The sequence below is a fragment of the Bradyrhizobium sp. 40 genome (assembly GCF_023100925.1).
Taxonomy (GTDB): Bacteria; Pseudomonadota; Alphaproteobacteria; order Rhizobiales; family Xanthobacteraceae; genus Bradyrhizobium.
This window is the reverse complement of sequence record NZ_CP064688.1, coordinates 4,901,319-4,922,567: the sequence shown is the minus strand read 5'-3', so window position 1 is coordinate 4,922,567 and position 21,249 is coordinate 4,901,319. Positions and strand designations below refer to the sequence as shown.

21 protein-coding genes and 1 riboswitch are annotated in these 21,249 nt (G+C 67.1%); of the genes, 15 read left to right on the top strand and 6 right to left on the bottom strand.

Translation table 11 applies throughout. The features are described 5' to 3' along the window. Positions 1 to 8: 8 nt before the first annotated feature. Entirely contained in the window at positions 9 to 1,703 is a 1,695-nt protein-coding gene (locus IVB40_RS23890) for a ShlB/FhaC/HecB family hemolysin secretion/activation protein (RefSeq protein ID WP_247816522.1), read from the top strand. Between the two features lie 128 nt (positions 1,704 to 1,831). Here the strand turns inward: IVB40_RS23890 and bluB are convergent, their stop codons facing one another. From bluB to cobU, 3 genes are read right to left on the bottom strand one after another with little or no spacing between them, the layout of a single operon-like run. After that, positions 1,832 to 2,464, bottom strand: coding sequence for a 5,6-dimethylbenzimidazole synthase (gene bluB, locus IVB40_RS23885; RefSeq protein WP_247816521.1), 633 nt, complete (start codon positions 2,462 to 2,464; stop codon positions 1,832 to 1,834). Positions 2,465 to 2,468: 4 nt separating this feature from the next. Continuing rightward, on the bottom strand, positions 2,469 to 3,251 hold the full coding sequence (gene cobS, locus IVB40_RS23880; protein ID WP_247816520.1) for an adenosylcobinamide-GDP ribazoletransferase: 783 nt from the start codon (positions 3,249 to 3,251) through the stop codon (positions 2,469 to 2,471). Next, positions 3,248 to 3,751, bottom strand: coding sequence for a bifunctional adenosylcobinamide kinase/adenosylcobinamide-phosphate guanylyltransferase (cobU, locus tag IVB40_RS23875; RefSeq protein WP_247816519.1), 504 nt, complete (start codon positions 3,749 to 3,751; stop codon positions 3,248 to 3,250). The genes cobS and cobU overlap by 4 nt, the downstream gene beginning before the upstream one ends. A 121-nt stretch (positions 3,752 to 3,872) precedes the next feature. Between cobU and cbiB the strand changes: the two genes are divergently transcribed. After that, complete coding sequence (gene cbiB, locus IVB40_RS23870; RefSeq protein ID WP_247816518.1) at positions 3,873 to 4,814, top strand: adenosylcobinamide-phosphate synthase CbiB; 942 nt, start codon at positions 3,873 to 3,875, stop codon at positions 4,812 to 4,814. Positions 4,815 to 4,825: 11 nt separating this feature from the next. Continuing rightward, positions 4,826 to 5,788, top strand: a complete 963-nt coding sequence (cobD, locus tag IVB40_RS23865; RefSeq protein ID WP_247816517.1) for a threonine-phosphate decarboxylase CobD — start codon at positions 4,826 to 4,828, stop codon at positions 5,786 to 5,788. On the opposite strand, the gene IVB40_RS23860 is transcribed toward cobD, so the two are convergent. Next, positions 5,777 to 7,225 carry a cobyric acid synthase gene (locus IVB40_RS23860; RefSeq protein WP_247816516.1) on the bottom strand — a complete coding sequence of 483 codons (1,449 nt, stop codon included), beginning with the start codon at positions 7,223 to 7,225 and terminating at the stop codon, positions 5,777 to 5,779. The genes cobD and IVB40_RS23860 overlap by 12 nt on opposite strands. Before the next feature lie 9 nt (positions 7,226 to 7,234). After that, a complete protein-coding gene (cobO, locus tag IVB40_RS23855) occupies positions 7,235 to 7,870 on the bottom strand; it encodes a cob(I)yrinic acid a,c-diamide adenosyltransferase (protein ID WP_247816515.1) in 636 nt (211 codons plus the stop codon). Between the two features lie 40 nt (positions 7,871 to 7,910). Next, positions 7,911 to 8,129, top strand: a riboswitch (cobalamin riboswitch). A gap of 94 nt (positions 8,130 to 8,223) precedes the next feature. Here cobO and IVB40_RS23850 point away from each other — a divergent pair. The 7 genes from IVB40_RS23850 to cobJ are packed head-to-tail and all read left to right on the top strand — an operon-like array spanning position 8,224 to position 16,138. Further along, positions 8,224 to 8,607: a DUF1636 domain-containing protein gene (locus tag IVB40_RS23850; RefSeq protein ID WP_247816514.1), complete on the top strand. Its 384-nt coding sequence runs from the start codon at positions 8,224 to 8,226 to the stop codon at positions 8,605 to 8,607. Next, complete coding sequence (cobW, locus tag IVB40_RS23845; protein ID WP_247816513.1) at positions 8,604 to 9,638, top strand: cobalamin biosynthesis protein CobW; 1,035 nt, start codon at positions 8,604 to 8,606, stop codon at positions 9,636 to 9,638. Before IVB40_RS23850 ends, cobW begins: the two co-directional genes overlap by 4 nt. After that, the gene (gene cobN, locus IVB40_RS23840) at positions 9,638 to 12,886 is read left to right on the top strand and encodes a cobaltochelatase subunit CobN (protein WP_247816512.1); all 3,249 of its coding nucleotides are present in this window, start codon (positions 9,638 to 9,640) and stop codon (positions 12,884 to 12,886) included. Before cobW ends, cobN begins: the two co-directional genes overlap by 1 nt. Further along, entirely contained in the window at positions 12,883 to 14,046 is a 1,164-nt protein-coding gene (gene cobG / locus IVB40_RS23835) for a precorrin-3B synthase (RefSeq protein WP_247816511.1), read from the top strand. Before cobN ends, cobG begins: the two co-directional genes overlap by 4 nt. Further along, a complete protein-coding gene (locus tag IVB40_RS23830; protein ID WP_247433194.1) occupies positions 14,046 to 14,675 on the top strand; it encodes a precorrin-8X methylmutase in 630 nt (209 codons plus the stop codon). The genes cobG and IVB40_RS23830 overlap by 1 nt, the downstream gene beginning before the upstream one ends. Continuing rightward, the gene (locus IVB40_RS23825; RefSeq protein ID WP_247816510.1) at positions 14,676 to 15,407 is read left to right on the top strand and encodes a precorrin-2 C(20)-methyltransferase; all 732 of its coding nucleotides are present in this window, start codon (positions 14,676 to 14,678) and stop codon (positions 15,405 to 15,407) included. Beyond that, positions 15,404 to 16,138 (top strand): precorrin-3B C(17)-methyltransferase, encoded by a 735-nt coding sequence (gene cobJ, locus IVB40_RS23820; RefSeq protein WP_247816509.1) that lies wholly within the window; start codon positions 15,404 to 15,406, stop codon positions 16,136 to 16,138. The genes IVB40_RS23825 and cobJ overlap by 4 nt, the downstream gene beginning before the upstream one ends. Here cobJ and IVB40_RS23815 read toward each other — a convergent pair. Beyond that, the gene (locus tag IVB40_RS23815) at positions 16,114 to 16,860 is read right to left on the bottom strand and encodes a cobalt-precorrin-6A reductase (protein ID WP_247816508.1); all 747 of its coding nucleotides are present in this window, start codon (positions 16,858 to 16,860) and stop codon (positions 16,114 to 16,116) included. The two genes, cobJ and IVB40_RS23815, sit on opposite strands and share 25 nt — an antisense overlap. On the opposite strand from IVB40_RS23815, the gene cbiT reads away from it, so the two are divergent. From cbiT to cobA, 5 genes are read left to right on the top strand one after another with little or no spacing between them, the layout of a single operon-like run. Further along, the gene (gene cbiT, locus IVB40_RS23810) at positions 16,859 to 18,040 is read left to right on the top strand and encodes a precorrin-6Y C5,15-methyltransferase (decarboxylating) subunit CbiT (protein ID WP_247816507.1); all 1,182 of its coding nucleotides are present in this window, start codon (positions 16,859 to 16,861) and stop codon (positions 18,038 to 18,040) included. The genes IVB40_RS23815 and cbiT overlap by 2 nt on opposite strands. Next, entirely contained in the window at positions 18,037 to 18,405 is a 369-nt protein-coding gene (locus IVB40_RS23805; RefSeq protein ID WP_247816506.1) for a cobalamin biosynthesis protein, read from the top strand. Before cbiT ends, IVB40_RS23805 begins: the two co-directional genes overlap by 4 nt. Then, positions 18,402 to 19,184, top strand: a complete 783-nt coding sequence (cobM, locus tag IVB40_RS23800; RefSeq protein ID WP_247816505.1) for a precorrin-4 C(11)-methyltransferase — start codon at positions 18,402 to 18,404, stop codon at positions 19,182 to 19,184. The genes IVB40_RS23805 and cobM overlap by 4 nt, the downstream gene beginning before the upstream one ends. Then, entirely contained in the window at positions 19,184 to 20,494 is a 1,311-nt protein-coding gene (locus tag IVB40_RS23795) for a cobyrinate a,c-diamide synthase (protein ID WP_247816504.1), read from the top strand. The genes cobM and IVB40_RS23795 overlap by 1 nt, the downstream gene beginning before the upstream one ends. Beyond that, positions 20,491 to 21,222 (top strand): uroporphyrinogen-III C-methyltransferase, encoded by a 732-nt coding sequence (cobA, locus tag IVB40_RS23790; RefSeq protein ID WP_247816503.1) that lies wholly within the window; start codon positions 20,491 to 20,493, stop codon positions 21,220 to 21,222. Before IVB40_RS23795 ends, cobA begins: the two co-directional genes overlap by 4 nt. Positions 21,223 to 21,249 lie beyond the last annotated feature (27 nt).

The window sequence follows — 21,249 nt, the reverse complement described above, 5'->3', positions numbered from 1 at the left end:
GACTCGGGATGCGGATTTGGGGGGCAGCGTTAGGGATTGGGCTAGCAGCTAGCTGGATCGCTCCTGCGCGCGCGCAGGTGCCCTCGATCAATCCCGGCGTGATCCAGAACGACGTCGACCGGCAACGCCGGCAGCTCGAACAGCAGAGCGCGCCGCCCAAGCTCAACGGGCCGGCGGTGATTGGCGGCGAGCGGGAGAAGTCCCAGCTCCTGAAGCCGGGCGGGCCGAAATTCCGCCTGCGCAAGGTCGAGTTCGACGCCTCCAAGTTCATCACGCCGGCCGAGCTCGATGAGATCGCGAAGAAGTACGTCGGCACGAACGTCGACATCGCCTCGCTGCTGCAGCTCGTCGCCGACATCAACGCCATCTATACCGAGCGCGGCATCGTCACGGGCATCGCGACGCTGCCCGAGCAGGATGCCAAGGGCGGCATCGTCCGCGTCAAGCTGACCGAAGGCCGGCTGCAGAAGACGACCATCGAGGGCAACAAACAGACCCGCACCGAATACATCCTTCAGCGCGTGAAGGAGCCCGAAGGCGAGGTCCTCGACGTTCCCAAACTCAATCGCGACGTGATCTGGTTCAACCGAACCAACGACGTGCAGATCAAGGCGCTGCTGCAGCCCGGCACGAGCTTCGGCCTGACCGATCTCCAGTTCGCCGTGATCGAGCCTCCGGTCGACACCTTGCAGCTCTTCACCGACAACCAGGGCGCGGAAAACACCGGGCGTTGGGAGGGTGGGGCCTTCTACAAGCGCCACGGCCTGTTCGGCGTCGACGACCGCCTGACCTTCTACGGCGTTCGTTCCGACGGCAATCTCAACGGCAATGTCGCCTACAGCATCCCGGTCAATCCCTGGGGCGGCCGCGCCGGCGTCAGCTATACCGAAGGCAAGATCAAGATCATCCAGGGACCGTTCGTCGCGCTCGACGTCACCGGACGCTCGAGCCAGGCCGCGGTCAATTTCAGCCAGCCGGTCTGGGTGACGCAGAACTGGCTGGTGCTGCTCAACGCCGCGGAGACCGAGGGCAAGACGGTCAGCCGCTTCGCCACCGTCGCCGTGACTCAGGATCATTACGACAAGGCCACGGCGGGCCTCTCGGTGACCAATTCCGGCAACACCTATTCGATCACGGTCTCGCCGGCGGTGAACTACATCACGTGGCAAGACCACGTGCTCGGCAATAATCGCACGTTCAACACCTATACCGGCTCGATGTTCGCGACCAGCGCCGCAGGGCCTGCAAATTTCAGCACCAATGTGCTGGCGAGCTGGCAGTACACACAGGAGAAGCTGCTGCCGGGCGACCAGATCTTCTCGATCGGCGGTCCCACCACCGTGCGCGGTTATCCCTCCAACTCGGCATCCGGTGACAGCGGCTATTATTTCAACGCCGAGCTGCACTACAATTGGTCGCAATGGCTCAGGGGTTTCGACACCTACATCTTCACCGACTGGGGTGCGGTGTATTCGACGTTCCCCGGGATCACCGAGTTGGGCTCGGTCGGCATCGGCTTCTCCTGGACCTACGCCTCGTTCATGACGTTCGAGGCGAATTACGCGACGCCGTTGAAGATGGCTGTCTCGACCCAGAACCATTACGAGGCCTATGGCCGCGTCATCTTCCGGCCGTTGTTGATGTTCCAGAAGCAGGAAAGTCCGGCGCCTGTCGCGGCAGTAGCCGGCAGGAGCAAGTCGTAGCTGAAGCTCTCTCCGTCGTCTTTGCGAGGAGCTCTTGCGACGAAGCAATCCAGACTGCTTCGGCGGCAAGATTCTGGATTGCTTCGCTGCGCTCGCAATGACAGGCGATGGACTGCGATGCGGTCTGATTAACGCCGCAACGTAAATTCTTCCGCGCCGCGCCGCTGCTCCCACTTCGCCTGTTCCAGCTCGGGCCGGTCGCATTCGACCTCCGGATAGCCAATGCAGAGATAGGCGATGAACTTCCAGGTGTCCGGGACGTCGAGAATGGCATGGATGCGATCTGGATGGAGGATCGATACCCAGCCAAGCCCGATGCCCTCGGCGCGCGCGGCGAGCCACATCGCGGTGATCGCCGCGACCACGGAATATTCCGTCGTCTCCGGCATTGTCGCGCGGCCGAGGCCGTGACCGACGTCGCTGGCCTTGTCCGCGAACACGGCGAGGTGGCCGGGAGCCTGTTCGAGACCCGACAGCTTCAGTGTGGCATAGCGCGCTGCGCGCTCACCGGCGTAGGCATTCAGCGCATCGGCGTTGCACGTTTTGAAGTCGTCGATCACGGCGCGGCGTAGCGCGGCATCATCGACGATGACGAAGCGCCAGGGCTGGCTGAGGCCCACCGAGGGTGAGAGACAGGCCGTCTCGATCAGACGATCGATGGCGTCGGCCGGCAACGGATCACTCCGAAAGCGGCGCACGTCGCGGCGCCACACGAACAGCTCGCGCAAGTGTTGACGGAAGGTGTCGTCGAATTCGACCATCGCATCACCCTCCGATCTGGAAAGCTGCGGCAACCAGCAGGATCAGGATCTCGCCGGTCTGCTCGAATGCGCCGAGGATGTCGCCGGTCTGCCCGCCAATCTGGCGGATGGCAAGTCGCGCCAGCATCAGGCCGGCGAGGGAGAGCAGGATCAGGCTCACCAGCGCCTTGCCCGGCCCAAGCGCGAGCGTGAGCGCGAGGGTTCCAACAACGAATGCGATCGCGATGCTGCGGCCCGGCGGTGATCCGGTGCTCGCCGACAGGCCGTCAGGTCGCGCAGGCGCGACCTGCGACATGAAGGCCGGCAAGCCCGCGCGGGCCGCTGTATGCGCAGCGCACAGCGCGAGCGCGACGGCCCACGGATTGGCGATCGCCGCGAGCGCGCTCCAGCGCAGGCCGAACGACAGGATCAGCGCGCAGACGCCATAGGTGCCGATCCGGCTGTCGCGCATGATCTCGAGCTTGCGCTCGCGCGTGCGGCCGCCGCCGAGCCCGTCGGCAGTATCGGCAAGGCCGTCCTCGTGCAGCGCGCCGGTGATGAGGGCGGTCGCGGCCAGCGCGAGCAAGGCGGCGAGGCTCGATGTCAGTCCGAACCGGCTGGAAATCGCATAAACCAAAGCGCCGGCAAGGCCGACCACCAGTCCCGCAACGGGAAGCGCCCAGGTCGCGCGCGCGATGGCGCCGTCGCCGGCTGGCTCCGACGATGCCACCGGCAGGATCGTGACAAAGGACGCCGCGATCCTGAGATCGGCGATGAGATCCCGCAGAAGCTCGGCGCGCGGCATCATTTCAGTTTCATCGGCAGGCCGGCGACGACGAACTCGACCTCGTCGGCGACATCAGCGATGGTCTGGTTCATGATCCCGGCGGCGTCGCGAAAGCTGCGCGCCAGCGCGTTGTCGGGCACGATACCGAGGCCGACTTCATTGGTGACAAGGACGACGGGGCTCTTCAGGCGGAGCAGGGCGGCGGCGAGCTCGCTCACCTCGCGCTCCCAGTCGCGCTCCGCATGCATGAGGTTGGAGAGCCACAGCGTCAGGCAGTCGACCAGCCTTGCGCCGCCGCCATCAGTTGCGAGCAGCGACTCGACGAGATCGAGCGGCACTTCGCGTTCGATCCAGTCGGTTCCGCGGCGCGCGCGATGCATGGCAATACGCGTCTCCATTTCCGCATCGAGCGCCTCGGCCGTTGCGACATAGACCGGCTGCCCGGGAAAGGCGCGCGTGCGCGTTTCCGCACGTTTGCTCTTGCCGGACCGTGCTCCGCCGGTGATCAAAATGACGGCCATGAAGTCTCCTGTCGGCCAGCACTAATCACCAAACTTGGGCAAAGACAAAGCCGAAATCCGCCGGCCGGGGGCTTGCGCTCCGGCTGGGGTTTGCGCAACAGGGGCGGGACAGGAGGCGTGCGTGGGTTTTGCCGGTGCGATGGTCGTGGCGATGGCGGTGGATGCCCTGTTGGGCTGGCCGTCGCGGTTGTTCGCGCGGATCGGCCATCCCGTCACCTGGCTGGGCTGGCTGATTTCTGCCATCGACGCTGCCTGGAATCGACCGTCTGATCCGCCGGCATTTCGCCGTGCCGCTGGTCTCGCCGGTGCGCTCCTGGTGATCGCGCTCTCCGTCGCGCTCGGCTGGACGCTTCAGTCCTTGCTTCCCTTGGGCTGGATCCAGATCGTGCTGGTCGGCGTCCTCGCCTGGCCGCTGGTCGCCCTGCGCTCCTTGCACGACCACGTTGCTGCCGTCGCAAACCCGATGCGAGCGGGTGACATCGCCGCCGCCCGAGACGCGGTCTCGCGCATCGTTGGCCGCGATCCCCTGACGCTCGACGAGGCCGGGATCGCGCGTGCGGCGATCGAGAGCCTCGCGGAGAATGCCTCCGACGGCATCGTCGCACCGGTGTTCTGGGGCGCGCTGTTCGGTCTTCCCGGCATTTTGGGCTACAAGGCGATCAACACGCTGGACTCCATGATCGGCCATCGCTCCGAACGGCACGAAGCCTTCGGCTGGGCCGCGGCGCGCATCGACGATGTCGCCAATTTCATTCCGGCGCGGCTGACCGGATTTCTGTTCGTGCTGCTGGCGCCACGGCGATCCGAGGCGCTGTCGTGCATGACGCGGGACGCACGCCGTCATCGTTCGCCCAATGCCGGCTGGCCGGAAGCCGCCATGGCGGGTGCGCTCGGCGTGCGGCTCAGCGGTCCGCGGGTCTATCACGGCAGCACCACCAACGAGCCCTGGTTGAATCAAGGTGCGCGCGATCCGCTTGCCGCCGACATCGATCGGGGATTGACGGTTTACCGCCGCGCCATGCTGCTGCTCGCCGGCCTCCTTGCGATCCTGGCCTTCGCGTGAAAGAACAGCGCATGCGCGAGCACGGTGGAAATCTCGATCAGGCCCAGCAGCGCTTCGGCGGTCGCGCGGAGGACTGGATCGATCTGTCGACCGGGATCAACCGCCTGCCTTATCCCGTGGGCGAGGTGAGCTCGCGCGCGTGGAGCGCGTTGCCGTCGCGCGCCGAGATCGAGGCGCTGCATCGGGCGGCGCGGCACGCTTACCGCACGAGCGCGGCGGTCGTCGCGCTTGGCGGCGCACAGGCCGCAATTCAATTGCTGCCGCAACTCGCACCACCCGGCCGCGCGCGCATCCTCGCGCCGACCTACAACGAATATGCCGGGGTCCTCTCGGCCGCGGGCTGGGAGGTCCAGGAGGTCGCGGAGCTCGACGCGCTGGCGGGCGCCGACCTCGCCATTGTCATCAATCCCAACAATCCCGACGGCCGATGCCACACACCAAGGGATTTGCTGGCGCTGCTGCCACGCGTGGGCCGTCTCGTCATCGACGAGAGTTTTGCCGATGTGGCCCCGCAGCTGTCACTTGCATCCGAGGACCGGCCGGGGCTGCTGATCCTGCGCTCCTTCGGAAAGTTTTACGGCCTTGCCGGCCTGCGGCTCGGCTTCGCGCTCGGCAATTCGTCCGACATCGCCAAGCTTGCGGCGATGTCGGGACCTTGGCCGGTCTCGGGAGCGGCAATCGCGATCGGTTGCCGCGCTCTGCATGACGATGCCTGGGCCGAGGCCACGTCCGTGCGGCTCGCGCGTGACTGCGCTCGCCTCGATGGCATGGTGCAGGCGCAAGGCTGGACGGTCATTGGCGGGACGCAGCTGTTTCGTCTCTACGCGACGCCTGACGCGCTTGCCGCGCAGGAGAAGCTGGCGCGTCGCCATATCTGGTCGCGCGTGTTCGCGCGAGAGCCGACATGGCTACGCCTCGGACTTCCGGGCGGCGAACCCGAATGGACGCGCCTGGCCGAGGCTCTAGCGCGCTAGCGCGAGCAGGCCTTCGACGTCGAGATGGCCTTCGATGTGATCGGCAAGGGCATCGAGCGCGCTCTCGACCCTGGCGTGATAGGGCTCGTCGCCGGCAGGAATGTCGAGCTTCGCCAAAAACGCCTTGCGGAACTCATCGGACGTGAACAGGCCATGCAGATAGCTGCCCTGCACGCGTCCGTCGCGCGAGATCGCGCCCTCCGGTTCGCCGTTCAGCTTTGCGAATGGCCGCGCGCGATCCGGACCATCGGTGCGACCGATGTGGATTTCATAAGCCTGAATCGGCTGATCTGTCGCGGCGTGCACGGCCGCGACACGCGTCAGCGTCTTCTGCGGGCTCATTACAGTTTCTACGTCCAGAAGTCCGAGACCCGGTGTGTCGCCGGCGGGGCCTTCGATCCCCTCGGGATCGGTGACGCTGTGTCCGAGCATCTGATAGCCGCCGCAGAGGCCGAGCACGTGGCCGCCTCTGCGGTGATGCGCCAGAAGATCGATGTCCCAGCCTTGCGCGCGCAGAAAGGCGAGATCGCCACGGGTGGATTTCGAGCCGGGGATGATGACGAGCCTGACGTCGCCGGGAATGGCCTCGCCCGGCCGCACCATCACGAGATCGACGCCAGGCTCGAGCTTGAGCGGATCGAGATCGTCGAAATTGGCAATCCGCGACAGCGCGAGACAGGCGATCTTGCATTGGCCCGGCTTGCGCGCATCGCTCAGGCCCAGCGCATCCTCTGCCGGCAGTTCGCCGGCGCGCGCGAACCAGGGCAGCACGCCAAAGCCGCGCCATGCGGTCTTTTCTTCGATCAGCTTGTAGCCGTCGTCGAACAGCGTGGGATCGCCGCGGAACTTGTTGATGACAAATCCCTGGATCATCGCGGCATCATCCGGGTCGATCACCGCCTTGATGCCGACGAGTTGCGCGATGACACCGCCGCGGTCGATGTCGCCGACCAGCACGACCGGCACGTCGGCCTTGCGCGCAAAACCCATATTGGCGATGTCGGCCTTGCGCAGGTTCACCTCGGCTGGGCTGCCGGCGCCTTCCACCAGCACGAGATCGGCGCGCGCCTTCAGCCGCTCGAAGCTCTCCAGCACCGCACCCATCAATGACGGCTTCATCGCCGCATATTCACGCGCACGCGCGGTCGCGATGCGCTTTCCCTGCACGATCACCTGCGCGCCGACATCCGTCTCGGGCTTCAGCAGCACCGGGTTCATGTCCGTGTGCGGCTCGACGCCGGCGGCGAGCGCCTGGAGCGCCTGGGCGCGGCCGATCTCGCCGCCGTCGACCGTGACGGCAGCATTGTTCGACATGTTCTGCGGCTTGAACGGGAGCACGCGCAGGCCGCGTCGTACAAAGGCGCGCGCGAGGCCGGCGACGATGAGCGACTTGCCCACGTCCGAGCCGGCCCCCTGGATCATCAATGCGCGCGCCATCGCGAGTTCTTAGAACTCGACGCCGGCTTGCGCCTTGATGCCGGAACGGAAGGGATGCTTGACCAGCGTCATCTCGGTGACGAGATCGGCGATCTCGATCAGCTCGTCCTTGGCGTTGCGTCCGGTGAGCACGACATGCGTCATCGGCGGCTTCTGCGTCGTGAGGAATTCGATGACCTCCGCGATGTCGAGATAGTCGTAGCGCAGCGCGATGTTGATCTCGTCGAGCACGACCATGCGAAGATTCTGGTCAAGGATCAGCTCTTTGGCCTTCTCCCAGCCGGCGCGGGCGGCGGCGATGTCGCGGGCGCGGTCCTGCGTCTCCCAGGTAAAACCTTCGCCCATGGCGTGGAATTGGCAGAGGTCGCCGAAATGGCCGGTGAGCATGCGGCGTTCGCCGGTATCCCAGGCACCCTTGATGAACTGCACGACCGCGCAGGGGAAGCCATGGGCGACGCAGCGGACGATCATTCCGAAGGCCGAGGAGGACTTGCCCTTGCCTGCGCCGGTGTGGACGATGATGAGGCCCTTTTCGCCGCTCTTGGTCGCCATGATCTTGTCGCGGGCGACCTTCTTCTTCGCCATTTTAGAGGCGTGGCGGGCGTCGGTTTGGTCGCCCGTCTGGGTATCCGGTTCTGACGTCATCGGACGGGGTCCTTCGGCTTGACAAGAGGCGGTCGGGGGCAAATGGTGACCCGGCGTTGGTTCCTGTCCTACGACAGGCGAAGAGGGAATGCGATAGGGTCCGAATCGGCAAGATTTGGTTCCAAAATGCAGCCGCCCCCGCGACCGTGACCGGAGAGATGCCCGAAGCCACTGATCCCCTTGGGATCGGGAAGGCGGGGATCGAAGGGGAAACCCTGCTCCGCAAGCCGGGAGACCTGCCAGCGCGGACGATTTTGGACCGGCGGACGGGGTGTTCCGCGACGGGGAAACGGGCCTTCGCAAGAACGGTTCGTGGGCCTCTTCGCTTCCCGCTGTTTATTCTGGAAGAAGCGATGACCGTCACACTTCATGTCTGCATCACCTGCCGCGCCGGCGAGACACTTGGCGAAGGCGAGACGACGCCCGGCAAGCGCCTGCATGGTGCGATCCTCGAGGCCGGCGTGCCCGACGGCGTCAGCGTGGTTCCGGTCGAATGCCTGTCTGCATGCAACCAGGGTTGCTCGGTCGCGCTCAGCGCGCCCGGCCGCTGGTCCTATGTCTATGGCCGTCTGTCGGATGCGAATGCCAGCGACGTGGTCGCGGGCGCCGCGGCCTACGCGGCCGCACCCGATGGCCTCGTGCCCTGGCGCAGCCGCCCGGAGATCTTCCGCAAGCAATCGCTTGCCCGCATTCCCCCCATTCTCCCCTTGGCCGTCGTGCCGGAGGCCGCCGAATGAATTCGCTCGCAAAAGTCCCCGTCACGGTCGTCACGGGCTTTCTCGGCTCCGGCAAGACCACGCTGATCCAGCATCTGCTTGCCAACGCTAACGGCAAGAAGCTCGCGGTGCTCGTCAACGAGTTCGGCAGCGAGGGCGTCGATGGCGAGATTCTGAAATCCTGCGCCGATGCGAATTGCCCGGAAGAGAACATCATCGAGCTCGCCAATGGCTGCATCTGCTGCACCGTCGCGGACGATTTCATTCCGACCATGGAGAAGCTGCTGTCGAGGCCGGTCAGGCCCGACCACATCCTGATCGAGACTTCGGGCCTGGCACTGCCGAAGCCGCTGCTCAAGGCATTCGACTGGCCGGAGATCCGTTCGCGCATTACGGTCGACGGCGTGATCGCGCTGGCCGACGCCGAAGCTGTTGCTGCCGGCCGTTTCGCGCCCGACCCAATTGCGGTCGAGGCGCAGCGCGCGGCGGACGGCAATCTCGACCATGAGACGCCGCTGTCGGAAGTGTTCGAGGACCAGATCGCCTGCGCCGACATCGTGCTGCTGACCAAGGCCGATCTTGCGGGTGCGGCAGGGCTCGAAGCAGCCAAAGCGGCGATCACCGCCGAGATGTCGCGCCGCGTGCCGATGCTGGCGATTACCGACGGCGCGATCGACGCGCGCGTCATCCTCGGCCTCGGTGCTGCCGCCGAGAACGATCTCGCCGCGCGTCCCTCGCATCACGACGGCGAGGAGGATCACGAGCACGACGATTTTGCGTCCGTCGTGATCGATCTTCCTGAAGTCACCGATATCGACGCGCTGGTCGCATCCGTTCAGCGTCTGGCGCGCGAACAGAACGTGCTGCGCGTCAAGGGTTACATCGCGGTAGAGGGCAAGCCGATGCGTCTCTTGCTGCAAGCGGTCGGCGAGCGCGTGCGGCACCAGTTCGACAAGCCCTGGGGCGCGGGTGCGAGGCGGTCAAAGCTCGTAGTGATCGGCGAGCACGGAAACATTGATGAAGCCGCGATCAAGGCGGGACTCGGTATCTGATGCACGTCGTCTTCCGCGAGAGCCGCGGTCTCGAGGAGACCGCGATACCAAGGGACATCGGCCAGGACGCGGCCGATCTCGTGGTGCTCTCTTATTCGGATTCCGATCTGGCGGCGTTCGCGGCCGGTTGGCGCCGTGGCCGCGACAGCCTGCCGTCGCTACGGCTCGTTAATCTCGCAGAACTCCGTCATCCGCTCTCGGTCGACACCTATATCGAGCGCACGCTTACGCAGGCGCGCGGCATCCTCGTGCGCCTGATCGGGGGGGAATCCTACTGGTCGTATGGGCTCGGGGCCCTGCAGCAACTGGCGAAGGAGCGCGGCATCGTGCTAGCCGTGCTGCCGGCCGACGGCCGCGACGACACGCGTCTGGATGCGTATTCCACCCTGCCGGTCTCGACGCTGCGGCGGCTCAAGGTGCTCTGCGACACCGGCGGCCCCGTCGCATCGCAAGCCGCGATCGCGCAGCTTGCGCTGGCTTCGGGCCTCTATGCCGGCCCCGTGATCGGCGAGACGGCCGTGCCCGAGATGGGCTTTTACGATCCGGCGCGCGGTGTCATTGCCGCGCCGGCGTTGGGTGAGGGCAGGCCGCGTGCGCTCGTGACCTTCTATCGCTCCTATCTCACCGCTGCCGACACTGGCCCGGTCGATGCCCTGATCGCCGCATTGCGCGAGAAGGGGTTCGACGCGCATGGTGTGTTCGTCACCTCGCTGAAAGCCGCGGGGGTCGCGGATTGGTTGCGGGTGCATCTTGCGCAAAATCCTCCTGCCGCGATCGTCAATGCGACGGCGTTCTCGGCGATGGGCGACGACGGCAGGACGCCGTTCGATGCCGCATCCTGCCCGGTGTTCCAGGTCGCACTCTCCACGGCACGCCGCGAGGACTGGGCGAGTTCGCTCCGCGGCCTGTCGCCCGGCGACCTCGCGATGCATGTGGTGCTGCCCGAGGTCGACGGCCGCATGTTTGCGGGCGTGGTGAGCTTCAAATCAGCAGCGATGCGCGATCCCGATCTGCAATTTTCGCATCTGGCACACGGGCCGGACGAGGAGCGCGTGAAGGCCGTGGCCGCGCGCGTTGCGGCCTGGCGTCGCCTTGCGGAGACGCCGGCCGCCGACAAGCGGATGGCACTCGTGCTCTCGAACTATCCGGGCCGTCCGCATCAGATCGCGCATGCGGTGGGTCTCGATGCGCTGGCCTCGGTCGACGCATTGGTGTCGGACCTAGCGGAGGCCGGCTTCGATGTTGCGCCGGTCCATGGACTGGGCGAGACGCTGCTCGAGCGGACCTTGAGCTGGAGCGTTGCCGATTACCGCGCTGCGCTGTCGCGCCTTCCGCAAGTGTTGCAGGATGATCTCGCGCAAGCCTGGGGCGCGCCGGAGAACGATCCGGGTTGTCGCGACGGCGCGTTTCATTTCGCCGCGATTCAGTGCGGCCGGTCGATCATCGCGGTTCAGCCAGAGCGTGGCGATGCGGCGACGCGCGATGCCGACTATCACGATCTCGCGCGCACGCCGTGCCACGCCTATGTCGCGTTCTATTTCTGGCTCCGGCAGCAGCGCTATGATGCCGTCGTGCACATGGGCGCGCACGGCACGCTGGAATGGCTGCCCGGAAAATCGGTGGCGCTGTCGCAGGCGTGCTGGCCGGAAGCCCTGATTGGCGATCTGCCCGTCATCTATCCCTTCATCGTCAACGATCCCGGCGAGGCCGCGCAGGCCAAGCGGCGCCTGGGTGCCGTCACGATCGGCCATCTGCCGCCGCAGCTCGCAGCATCGGCGGTGCCGGACGGATTGCGCAGGCTTGAACAGCTCCTCGACGAGTACTCGACGGCTGACGGCCTCGATCCCGCCCGCCGCCAGCGTCTGATCGCCGCGATCCGTGACGAGGCGCGCGCGGCAGGCCTCGAAGACGATCTCGGCCTCGATGCAGCCGCCGCACCGGCCGAAGCGATCCCGCGGATCGACCGCTTCGTCTGCGATCTCAAGGAAAGCCAGTTCGGTGACGGCCTCCACGTGTTCGGCCGTGGCGCCTGCGGCGACGCGGAGCGCGACGCTTTGCGGGCCGCGCTTGCAGGACAGCGCGTCGCGCCGGGGCCGTCAGGCTCACCCTATCGCGGCCGGCAGGACGTGCTGCCCACGGGACGCAACCTTTTCGCCATCGATCCGCGCGCGGTACCGACGCCGTCGGCGCATGCGCAAGGCATCAAGCTCGCCGAAGAATTGCTACGTCGTCATCTGCAGGATCATGGCGACTGGCCAAAGGGACTTGTCGTCGACCTCTGGGGCTCGGCGACGATGCGCACCGCGGGCGAGGAGTTTGCCATGGCGCTGCATCTGGCCGGCCTCGCACCGCGCTGGGATCACGCTTCCGGCCGCGTCACCGGCTACGACATCATCGCGCCTGCCGAGCTTGGCCGGCCCCGCATCGACGTCACGCTGCGGGTCTCGGGCCTGTTTCGCGACGTCTTCTCAGGTCTTGCGCAATTGTTCGAGGCGGCAGCCGAGGCGCTGTCGGCCCGCGAGGACGAGGGCGACGAAAATCCATATCGCCATCGCACATCGCGCGTGTTCGCGCCGCGTCCCGGACAATACGGCGTCGGCCTCTCGGCAATCCCGGACGCCTTCACGCCCGAGACGCGCGAAGCCGCCGGCGAAGCCTGGCTCTCGGCATCGTCATGGGCGTTTTCGGCCGATGGCGAGATCAGGCTCGATCGTGCCGGTATCGAGAAGCGGCTCGCATCCGCCGATGCTTTCGTGCACGTGCAGGATTTGCCGGAAACCGATCTTCTGCTCGCGGCCGACTATGCCGCGCATGAGGCCGGCATTGCGGCCGCCGCGGCACATCTCGGTGCGGCAGGGCCATCGCTCTATCATCTCGATGCGACGCGCCCCGAGCAGCCGCATGCGCGTACGCTGACCGAGGAAATCTCCCGTGTCGTCCGCGCGCGCGCGGCCAATCCGGCCTGGATCGCCGGCATGATGCGCCACGGTTTTCGCGGGGCGGCCGAGATCACCGCAACGCTCGAGCATATGGCCGCCTTCGCGCATCTGGCCGGCGCCGTGCCACCGCATCTGTTCGACCTCTACTACGATGCGACGCTCGGACATGACGAGGTCCGGGCCTTCATGGCCCGCGAAAATCCGGCGGCACTCGCGGCGATGGAGACGTGTTTCACGCGCCTGCATGAAGCCTCGCTCTGGCGAACGCGCCGCAATTCGATTGCGGCTGCGCTGCGGGAGGCGTCATGAGCGCTTCCGTGGTCAAGGGCTGGTGTCCCGGCGCCCTGCGCCCGATGCAATCGGGCGACGGGCTCGTGGTCCGCGTGCGTCCGTTCGGCGGACGGCTCGACGCGGCCCAGATCTCCGGACTGGCCCATCTTGCCGAGCGCCATGGCAACGGCCTGGTCGACGTGACCAGCCGGGCCAATCTCCAGATCAGGGGCGTCAACGAGACCAGCCACAGGCTGCTGCTCGAGGGCCTTGCCCAACTGGCGCTGCTCGATCCGGACGCTGACACCGAATCCCGTCGCAACATCCTTGTGACGCCGTTCTGGCGTGCCGGCGACGCGACCCAATCGCTCGCCGCCGAGCTCGAGGAGGCGCTCGCCGATAGCTCGCTCGAACTTCCAACCAAGTTCGGCTTCGCCATCGACGACGGCACCTCACGCGTGCTTGCGGGCGATTCCGCGGACGTGCGGATCGAGCGCGATCATTCCGGCGCACTGCTGGTCCGGGCTGATGGCGACAAACTCGGCCGCTCCGTCGTGCGTGGCGAGGCCGTGACCACCGCGCTCGCATTCGCCGACTGGTTCGTGATCTCAGGCGGCGCCAGAGGCGGGCGAGGGCGGATGGCGGCGCATCTTGCCGCTGGCGCAATCCTGCCGGAGGCATTGCGCGGCGAGGCCGAGCCGGCGCCGATCATGGCCGCGGCGCGTCCCGGCCTCTATGCGCAAGGTGCGATGGTCGGCGTCGCCTTCGGGCAGATGGCGCATGCGACGCTCAACCAGTTCGCCGGTTGCGGACATGCGCTGCGCATGACGCCATGGCGGATGGTTTTGAGCGAGGGCAAGCGCGCGATGCCGAGCGTGACCGGTCTTATCACCGAGGCCTACGACCCTGCGCTGCGCGTCATCGCTTGCAGCGGTGCGCCACGCTGTCGCGAGGCGCATGCCGATACCCGCGGCCTTGCCGCGGCCCTGGCCCCGAACATCGGCGCGGCCGCACGGCTCCACGTCTCCGGCTGTGCCAAGGGTTGCGCCCATTCCGGTCCCGCCGCCATCACTCTGGTTGCGACCAGCGCCGGCTTCGACCTCGTGCGTGCCGGGTCGACGCGCGATGAGCCCATCCTGCGGGGGTTGACCCGCGACGACATCGTCAGAGATCCCTCCATCCTGATGGGAGGACACTGATGCCGCACATTTACGAGACCGACGGCGCGGCGATCTACCGGCAGTCCTTTGCGACCATCCGGGCTGAAGCTGATCTTGCGCACTTCACGCCGGACGAGGAGCAGGTGGTGGTGCGGATGATCCATGCCGCCGGCATGGTCGGCCTGGAGGCGCATATCCGCTTCACATCAGGCATGGCGGTCGCCGCCCGCGCGGCGTTGCAGAAGGGCGCACCGATCCTGTGCGACGCGCGCATGGTCTCCGAAGGAATTACGCGCGCGCGGCTTCCCGCCGCCAACGCGGTCATCTGCACGCTGGGCGACGAGACCGTTCCCGCGCTCGCGCAGTCCATGCGCAACACCCGTTCGGCTGCGGCCCTGGAGCTGTGGCGGCCGCATCTCGACGGCGCGGTCGTGGCGATCGGCAATGCGCCGACCGCGTTGTTTCATCTCCTCAACATGCTGGAGGACCGGAGCTGCCCGCGGCCCGCGGCGATCATCGGCTGTCCCGTCGGCTTTGTCGGCGCGGCCGAATCCAAGGCTGCGCTGATGGCCGATCCGAAGGTGCCGGCGCTCACGGTTGAGGGCCGCCTCGGCGGTTCCGCGATCACGGTCGCCGCCGTGAACGCGCTGGCGAGCCGGAGCGAATAGATGGGACGCATCATCTGCTGCGGTCTCGGCCCCGGTGATCCCGATTTGATGAGCGTGCGCGCCGATCGCACGGTGCGCGGCGCAAAGCATGTCGCCTATTTCCGCAAGAAGGGCCGGCCCGGCCAGGCGCGCCGCATCGTCGAGGGCATGTTGGCGGCCGACGTCACCGAATATCCGATGGAATATCCGGTCACCACGGAAATCGCCTTCGACACGCCTGAATATGTCCAGCTGCTTGCCGGCTTCCACGGCGAATGGGCGGAACGTCTGGCCCGGCTGGCGCGCGCGGTCGACGTCGTCGTGCTCTGCGAGGGCGATCCTTACTTCTACGGCTCCTTCATGCATCTGCACACGCGCCTGCAGGGCCGTGTCGAGATCGAGGTGATCGCCGGCATTCCCGGCATGGTCGGCTGCTGGAATGGCGTGGGACAGCCGATCGCGCTCGGTGATGACGTGACGACGGTGCTCATGGGCACGCTCGCCGAGGCCGAGCTCGAGCGCCGCATGCGCGATTCCGATGCGCTCGTGATCATGAAGACCGGGCGCAATCTGGCAAAGGTCCGCCGCGCGCTCGCTGCCGCCGGACGGCTGGACGACGCCTGGCTGGTCGAGCGCGGCACCATGCCGGGCGAGCGCGTGGTGCGGCTCGCGGAGATCGATGCCGCCGACTGCCCCTATTTCGCGATCGTGCTCGTGCACGGCAAGGGCCGGCATCCGGACGCCGCCGAATGACGGGCACGCTGACCATCGCGGGCCTCGGGCCGGGCAGCGATGCGCTGGTGACGCCCGAGGTCTCCGCCGCGCTTGCCGCCGCGACCGATATTCTGGGCTACGCGCCCTATGTCGCGCGCGTGCCAGCGCGGGCAGGGCTCACTTTGCATCCTTCCGACAATCGCGAAGAGCTGCAGCGCGCAAGCGAGGCGCTGCGGCTCGCGGCCGAAGGCGGGCAAGTCGTTATCGTGTCCTCCGGCGACCCCGGCGTCTTCGCAATGGCTTCTGCCGTGTTCGAGGCGCTCGAACAGGCGCCGCAATGGCAGGAGCTGCCGATCCGTGTGCTGCCTGGCGTCACTGCGATGCTGGCCGCTGCCGCGCGCGTTGGCGCGCCGCTCGGCCATGATTTCTGTGCGATCAATCTCTCGGACAATCTCAAGCCGTGGGCGGTGATCGAGAAGCGCCTGCGGCTCGCCGCGGAAGCCGACTTTGCCATTGCGATGTATAATCCCCGCTCGGCGAGCCGACCGGAGGGTTTTGGCCGCGCGCTTGCGGTGCTGAAGGAGGCCGGCTGCGGCGAGCGCCTCGTGATCTTCGCGCGCGCGATCAGCGCCGCCGATGAAAAGATCGAGACCGTCAGGCTGAAGGAAGCGACACCCGAAATGGCCGACATGCGCACGCTGGTGATCGTGGGCAACTCGCAGACACGCCGCGTCGGCCGCTGGGTCTATGCGCCGAGGCAGGTGCGATGACCGAGCCATTGCATGATCTCGGCCACGCTCTCGACCCGCAATCTTTCCGGCAGTTGCGGTCGTGCGATCATGATCACCGGCAGGCCGAGTACCCGCGCAGCGTCGATCTTGGCGCGCGCGCCGTCGCCGCCCGAATTGCGGGCGACGATCCGGGTGATGCTGCGTTTGCGCATCATCTCCAGCTCGCCCTCAAGCGTGAATGGCCCACGCGACACGATCACGTCCGCGGCAAAGGGCAGGGGCGCATCGGGCGGATCGATGAATCTCAGCGTGTAGGCGTGCTGCGGCCTGGTCGCGAACGGTGCGATGTGCTGGCGGCCGATCGCGAGGAACACATTTGCCGCCGCCTCCGGCAGTGCGGCGACCGCGGCGTTGACATCAGGTATTTCGATCCAGTTGTCGCCGGGCGCTTTGGTCCAGGGCGCCCGCTCCAGAGCGATCAGCGGCGTCCCGGTTTCCGCGCATGCTGCGACCGCATTGCGGCTCATCTCGGCGGCAAAGGGATGGGTCGAGTCGATCACGTGCGTGATCTCTTCCCGACGAATGTAATCGGCAAGACCGCCGACGCCGCCAAAACCGCCGATACGCGTCGGCAACGGCTGACCGGCGGGCGCGCGGGTGCGGCCGCCATAGGAATACACAGCGTCAATGCCGGCGCGCGCGATCTCCGCCGCGAGCAGGCTCGCGTCGGCCGTTCCGCCCAGAATGAGGGCGCGCGTCATGGCTGATCCCTGGCTGACCATCATCGGTATCGGCGAGGATGGCCTTGCCGGGCTGTCCGAGGCAAGCCGAAAGGCGCTCGATGATGCCGAAACTGTCTTCGGCGGTGAACGGCATCTTGCGCTTGCCGGCATAACCGGGCGCGGCCGTCCATGGCCGGTGCCGTTCGATGCAGATGTCGTGCTGAGCTGCCGCGGCCGCCCCACAGCGGTGCTCGCCTCCGGCGATCCGTTCTGGTACGGCGCCGGCGCGAGCCTCGCCAAGAAGCTGGACGCGGGCGAGTGGATTGCGCATTCCGCGCCGTCGACCTTCTCGCTCGCCACGGCGCGACTAGGCTGGCGCCTTGAGTCCGTGGCGTGCCTCGGTCTCCACGCCGCGCCATTCGAGCGTCTGGTGCCGCATCTGGCGCGAGGCGCACGCATCATTTGCCTCGTGCGCGACGCGAAGGCGGCAGGCGATCTCGCGAAATGGCTGACGGCGCGCGGATGGGGTGCCTCGACATTCTGGACACTCACCGCGCTTGGCGGGCCGCGCGAAATTATCAACGCGCATCGCGCCGACAGTTTTGCAGGTGATCTTGCCGGGAGCCTGGTGACGGTGGCGGTGGAGGCGAGAGGAGCGCAGGGCCTTCCCCGCAGCTCGGGACTATCGGACGAACTCTTCGTCCATGACGGCCAGATCACCAAGCGTCCGATCCGTGCGCTCGCGCTCTCGGCGTTGGCGCCGCGTCCCGGTGAACGGCTGTGGGACATTGGCGCGGGCTCGGGTTCGATCTCGGTCGAGTGGACGCTGTGCGGCGGCACCGCGATCGCCGTCGAGGCGCGCGAGGATCGCGCCGCCAACATTCGCAGCAATGCAGCGGCGTTCGGGTTGGCACATCGGATCACAGTCATCACGGGAAAAGCGCCTGGAGCCCTTGCCGCGCTGGACGCACCTGATGCCGTCTTCATCGGCGGCGGTCTCGACATCGCGATGTTCGACGCGGTCTGGTCGCGGCTCTCGCCCGGTACGCGGCTGGTCGCGCATTCAGTAACGTTGGAAACGGAAGCGCTGCTGGGTGAGCTGCACCAGCGCCACGGCGGCGAACTGATGCGCGTGGAGATTGCGCACGCCGCTTCCCTCGGCCGCTACCGGTCCTGGGAGGCGGTGCGGCCCGTGGTGCAATGGAGCGCAGTCCGATGAAGGTCGCCGGGCTCGGGTTCAAAAAGGATGTCACGCTGGCCTCGCTGCGCGAGGTGCTGATGGCGGCCGGTGGTCCCGAAGGCCTCGCAGCAGTGGCGACGGTCAGCGACAAGGCCGACGCGGAGGTTCTGAAGCAGCTCGCGCGCGAATGCGGCGTGCCGATCAAGGCGGTCGCCGCCGAAATGTTGGCCGGCATCGACACGCCGACGCAGTCAAACCTCATCGCGAAAAAGTTCGGGACGGGATCAGTCGCCGAAGCGGCAGCGCTTGCGGCAGCTGGACCTGGCGCGCGATTGATCGCGACGCGGGTGGTCTCGCAGGATCGCACCGCGACCGCGGCGATCGCGGAAGGAGACGGCGCATGACGGTGCATTTCATCGGCGCGGGGCCGGGCGCCCCTGATTTGCTGACATTGCGCGGCCGCGACCTCATCGCCGCCTGTCCGGTCTGTCTCTATGCCGGCTCGCTTGTCCCCGAAGGCGTACTGGCGCATTGCTCGCCCGGGGCGCGGATCGTCAACACCGCGCCGCTCTCGCTCGATGAGATCGTCGCGGAGATCGCCGCCGCACATGCCGACGGCAAGGACGTTGCGCGGCTGCACTCGGGCGATCTCTCGATCTGGTCAGCGATGGGCGAACAGCTTCGCCGCCTGCGCACGCTCGACATTCCCTACACGGTGACGCCTGGCGTTCCCTCTTTCTCGGCCGCCGCGGCTGCGCTGGAGGCCGAGCTGACGCTGCCCGGCCTTGCCCAGACGGTGGTGCTGACGCGCACGCCGGGACGCGCCAGTGCGATGCCCGAAGGCGAGAAGCTCGCCGCCTTCGCCGCCACCGGCGCGGTGCTCGCGATTCATCTGTCGATCCATCTGCTCGACAAGGTCGTCGCCGAACTGACGCCGCATTACGGCGCGGATTGTCCGGTCGCGATCGTCTGGCGCGCGAGCTGGCCCGACCAGCGCATCGTCCGCGCCACGCTCGCAACACTCGACGCGGCTGTCGGCAGCGAGATGGAGCGCACCGCGCTCATCCTGGTCGGCAAGACGCTGGGCTCGGCGGTTTTTTCCGAGAGCCGTCTCTATGCTGCTGACTATGACCGCCGCTATCGGCCGGTGGGCGCCGAACCGCGCTTTCCGGAGGTGTCGTGATGGCAGCAGGGCTCGTCATCTCCGCGCCGGCCTCGGGCGTCGGCAAGACCACGCTGACGCTTGCGCTCGCGCGCGCCTGGCGCAACGGCGGATTGCGGGTGCAGTGCTTCAAGAGCGGCCCCGATTATATCGATCCCGCGTTTCATGCCGCCGCTACGGGACGCGCCTCGGTCAACGTCGACAGCTGGGCGATGGATCGCGGGACAATCTCGCATCTCGTCAGTCGCGGCATTGACGCCGATGTCGTGCTGGCCGAAGGCTCGATGGGCCTGTTCGACGGAGTGGCTGCGCGTGGCGTCTGCGGCACCGGGGCGACCGCCGATATCGCAGAGATGCTGGACTGGCCGGTGCTGCTGGTGATCGATCCCTCGGGACAGGCACAAACTGCGGCGGCAATCGCGGCGGGCCTTCGCGACTACCGTCCCGGTGTGCGCCTTGCGGGCGTCGTGCTCAATCGCGTTGCCAGCCCGCGCCATGAAGCCCTCGTGCGGCGTGCGCTGCTGGACGCCGGCATCGCCGTGTTCGGCGCGTTGCCGCGCCATGCCGAGATCAGCCTGCCGAAGCGGCATCTCGGACTGGTCCAGGCCGAGGAGCAGGCGGAGATCGGTAAGCTGATCGACGAGGCCGCACGCTTCGTTGCCGAGCATGTCGATCTCGACGCGGTGCTTCGCTCGGCTGCCACCTGGTCGCCGCAACCTGCCGCAAGCGGCGTGAACGTGACGCCGCCCGGCCAGCGCATTGCGCTTGCCCGTGACGCCGCGTTCTCCTTCGTCTATCCGCATATGCTGGAAGCGTGGCGCGCGGCGGGTGCGGAGATCTCGACATTCTCGCCACTGGCGGACGAGGGCCCTGATCCGAGCGCCGATGTGTGTTGGCTGCCTGGCGGCTATCCCGAGCTGCAGGCCGGCAAGATCGCGGCCAATGCGCGCTTCCGCAGCGGATTGCGGGCCTTCGCGGAAACGCGCCCGGTGCATGGCGAATGCGGAGGCTATATGGTGCTGGGCACCGCTTTGACCGATGCCGACGGTATCCGCCACGAGATGACGGGCCTGCTTGGCCTGGAGACGAGCTTTGCCAAACGCCGCATGCATCTGGGCTATCGTCTGGCCGAACTCGCCGCGCCGATGCCGGGTCATCAGGCGGGTGCACGCCTGCGTGGCCATGAATTCCACTATTCGACGATCGTCGCGCAACCCGATACGCCGCTGGCCGTCGTGCACGACGCGACAGGCGCCGTCATCGCCGAGACCGGCTCGCGGCGGGGACAAGCCACCGGCACGTTCTTCCACCTGATCGCGGAGGACCGGTGAGCGGTTTTGTGTCCTTTGTCTCCGCCGGGCCCGGCGATCCCGAGCTCCTCACGCTCAAGGGTGCCGCGCGGCTGCGCGAAGCTGATGTCGTGCTCTATGACGATCTTGCTTCGGGGGCGATCCTCGATCTGGCCCGGCCCGGCGCCAATCTCGTCGCGGTGGGAAAGCGGGCAGGGCGCGCCTCGACCAAGCAGCACCACGTCAACCGCCTGCTGGTCGACTACGCCGCAACAGGCGCGCGCGTGGTGCGATTGAAGTCGGGCGATGCCGGCATCTTTGGCCGGCTCGAGGAGGAGCTCGAGACGTTGCGCGAAGCGGGCATCGGCTACGAGATCATTCCCGGCGTCACGTCGGCCTGTGTCGCCGCCGCGCAAGCCGGCATTCCGCTGACCCGGCGTCACACCTCGCGCCGCGTGCAGTTCGTGACCGGGGCGGACGTCACCGGCGAGCTGCCGCCAGACCTCAATTGGGCGGCGTTGGCCGATCCGGAGGCGACGACCGTAGTCTATATGGGCCGGCGGACGTTTCCGGCGCTTGTCGTCAAATTGATCGAGCACGGGCTCGTCCCAACCACGCCGGCGTTGTTTGCCGAATCGCTCGGCCGTCCCGATGAGCGGCTGGTCCGCACCACCATTTCGGAACTTGCCGAGCAGCTTGCGCGGGGCGGGGCGGCCTCCACGGCGGCCGTCATCCTGTTCGGCGCGCTGGCGGGGGATTATCGGTCATGACGGTCTCGGCCGCCCTTCGCCCCTTGA